Origin of the sequence: Mesorhizobium sp. M7D.F.Ca.US.004.03.1.1 (assembly GCF_003998635.1) — a bacterium.
In the GTDB taxonomy this organism is placed as follows: Bacteria; Pseudomonadota; Alphaproteobacteria; order Rhizobiales; family Rhizobiaceae; genus Mesorhizobium; species Mesorhizobium loti.
This window is the reverse complement of record NZ_RZQG01000800.1, coordinates 1-2,762: the sequence shown is the minus strand read 5'-3', so window position 1 is coordinate 2,762 and position 2,762 is coordinate 1. Positions and strand designations below refer to the sequence as shown.

At 57.6% G+C, this 2,762-nt stretch carries 2 protein-coding genes and 1 pseudogene; 2 read left to right on the top strand and 1 reads right to left on the bottom strand.

Annotated features, from left to right (window positions below; all coding sequences use genetic code 11):
* Positions 1-1,076: BTAD domain-containing putative transcriptional regulator (locus tag EN935_RS30040; RefSeq protein ID WP_281040368.1), on the bottom strand; the 1,076-nt coding region annotated here is incomplete at its 3' end.
* Between the two features lie 1,142 nt (positions 1,077-2,218).
* On the opposite strand from EN935_RS30040, the gene EN935_RS30035 reads away from it, so the two are divergent.
* Both EN935_RS30035 and EN935_RS42960 read left to right on the top strand, forming a co-directional pair.
* Entirely contained in the window at positions 2,219-2,662 is a 444-nt protein-coding gene (locus EN935_RS30035) for an SRPBCC family protein (RefSeq protein WP_127373922.1), read from the top strand.
* Between the two features lie 13 nt (positions 2,663-2,675).
* Positions 2,676-2,762 (top strand): annotated as a pseudogene (locus tag EN935_RS42960) (xanthine dehydrogenase family protein subunit M); the annotation flags it as partial.

The window sequence follows — 2,762 nt, the reverse complement described above, 5'->3', positions numbered from 1 at the left end:
TTCTTGGCCAATGCGAGTGCTCCGCTGAACGAAAGTGAGGTGACCTCGCTGCTAGGGTTTGCCATTGGCTGACAAAGTTGAATGGAAGCGAGCGCTGCGATAGGACGAGAAAATCCGGGATCCAAGGCGGCGGCTCGATGCAACATGGAGACAGCGCCGGCGAGATCGTGCGAACGAAAGCTTTCAGTCAATCGGTCGGCGTCCAACCATATGCTGTAAGCGTCATCTAGCTCCTTTCCTGCCTGACGATGGTCGGTGGCGATTGCGTATTCAACGTGACTGACAATCCGATCCAAATCGGCCAGCGACTCTGCAACAATGCCCAGGTTTTCATTGTCCATTCGCTCCGAAAGGAGATGCGTCCGATCGATGTTCCTGCTCAATCTGAAAGAAGCCTGCAGCCGCCTTTCCTCGACCCACATATTCATTGTGAGCGTGTAAGTCGCATCGAGGCGTTCGTCGGGGTGCGTTGGGAGCAACAACGCAAGACTGTGCGATCGTCCCAATGCACCCACCAACTCCTCAAACAGGAAACCAGCGAGCCCGTTGGTAAACTCCGGCGGCCCTACTGGTGGCCTGGCAATCAACGCTACGGAAGGCAGCCGCCGGCAAGTCAATGACCGGCCTGACGCCTGTCGGCTCAAAGCTTCGCGCTGGGGATTCTGCGCGGCTTCGGCGAGCCGCCGTAAAGCCAATGGGGGCTCGGAATCAAGATCACGTCTAAATGCCTCGCGGCATGCCTCATAGCGTCGAAGTGCTGCGGATGCATTGCCTTTGTCTAGCGCCCATCCAATCAAAGCCGAGTGGGCAGCCTCGTTTGTTGGCTCAATTCGAATGAGATACTCCGCCAGTTTGTGAAGGTCCGGCTCGCATCCCGTTCGAACGGCGACCGCAAGAGCCACGTCAGCCGAACGCACGAAAATTTCTGTTATGTACGTCCGCTCGATGCTCAGCCAGGCGTCGAATTCGGGGTCCGGAGAAAGCAGGCCCTCCAAGAGTCCACCATCCCAATGGTCCGCCGCAAAGAGGATTGCTTCGGGGTTCCCTTGGGCCAACATCTGTTCGACTATCCGCACATCGACGCGGAGTTCTCCCAGCTCGATTCCAATCGTGTCTCTTGTGGCTCGAAGGAGCTGTTTGGCTCTTGCTCCTAATGTGCGTCTGAGGTCGGCCAAGGTTTGGCGAAGCGAGTCGCGCGCTTGTTCGTCACCTCTGCCACTCCATAGCAATCCGCAGATTTTCTCTCGCGTGGCTTGCCCATCGCGCTGCAGCGCCAGAAAAGCGAGTAAGCAGACAGACCTTCGGGATTTCGGAGTCAGGTCGCGCCCGTCGCAATCGTGCAAGGCAACTCTGCCCAGCAACTTTAGGTACGGCCGCGTGTCTGGTTCAGTTGCTCCGACCATAGGTCACGACGCCTCACATCGTGTAATTTAGCTCAATATCATGTATCACGTCTTGGGTCTCCAGTCCTTTTCCGACAGCTACCGCCCGTCAAATCAGAATTTCCGGTTTCGAGTTTTCACGATCGGGGCTTCTTTTTTTCACGGAAGGCTCCGGACCCGTTCGTAACCTCCATGCAGTCTCTCAATCACGAGAGACCAATAACTAATAAAAGGAGGTTGACATGTTGTACTTTGCTTCTAACCAGAATACTCGCACCACTCGTACGGTTTCACTTGTAGTGTTCGGCCTTTTGGCGAACTCGATCGTGAGCGAAGCCGCCTACTCGAATACCGCCCCCTTCGTCGGCGTTCACAGTCTACGTGCCGACAATGGCGACTTCGATACCTGGGGTGACCCGGCGACTTCATTCGTCGCTAAAGCCATGGTGGACCCTGTCCAGGCAGGGACCATCGGGACCGCCGGCGCCGAGTCGACGTCCAAGTGTCTCGGGGTGAGCCCACGACTGTATGACCCTGTCAGTCCCAACTGCCGGAACTGAGGTCCAGAAAGGGGCGGTCTATAGCACCGCCCCTTTCTAGCCAGGTGGATGCGCCGCGAGAGGTAGCTTGGCGCAAAACAGAGCCAGCAGCCTACAATCGCTGCTGGCAAACGGCGCAATCAAAGGCTTGATGCATCTTGAAGGGTGGCAAGGAAAGAAATCCGGAGGTCGACCCTTTTTCAGACTCCTTGATACGCGCTCAAGACGCATTGATAAGCGCCGTTGAAGTGGCCGGCCTACCCTTGCACCGGATCGTTTTTGCAAGGGAAGATTTGAATGGCCAAAGTCACCATCTCCAGCGTCATCGACGCGCCGGTCGAAAAGGTCTGGGCGCGCATACGCGACTTCAACGGACTGCCAGGCTGGCATCCGCGCATGGTCGAAAGCCATATCGAGGACGGCAAGGACGCCTCGACGATCGGCAGCGTGCGCAACTTCCAGCTCGCCAGCGGCGCTCGCATCCGTGAAAAACTGCTCGACTTCTCCGATCAGAATTTCCTCGTCAGCTATTCCATCCTGGAGACGCCGCAGCCGCTTACCAATCACAAGGCAACGCTGCAGTTGCGGCGTGTCACCGATGGCGACCGCACCTATGCCGAATGGACCGCCAGTTTCGATGCCGCGCCCGAGGAAGCCGACAAGCTGGCCGAGGGCATGGGCACCAATGTCTTCCAGGGCGGCTTCAACGCGCTGAAAAGCCATTGCGCCGGCCAGAGCTGACAGGAGCCAAGCCATGGCGCTAGCACTGCAGACTTTCGCAACGGTGAAGGACGCCAACGCGGCGCTAAAAGCCGCTGGCACACGCTATCTCGGTGGCGGC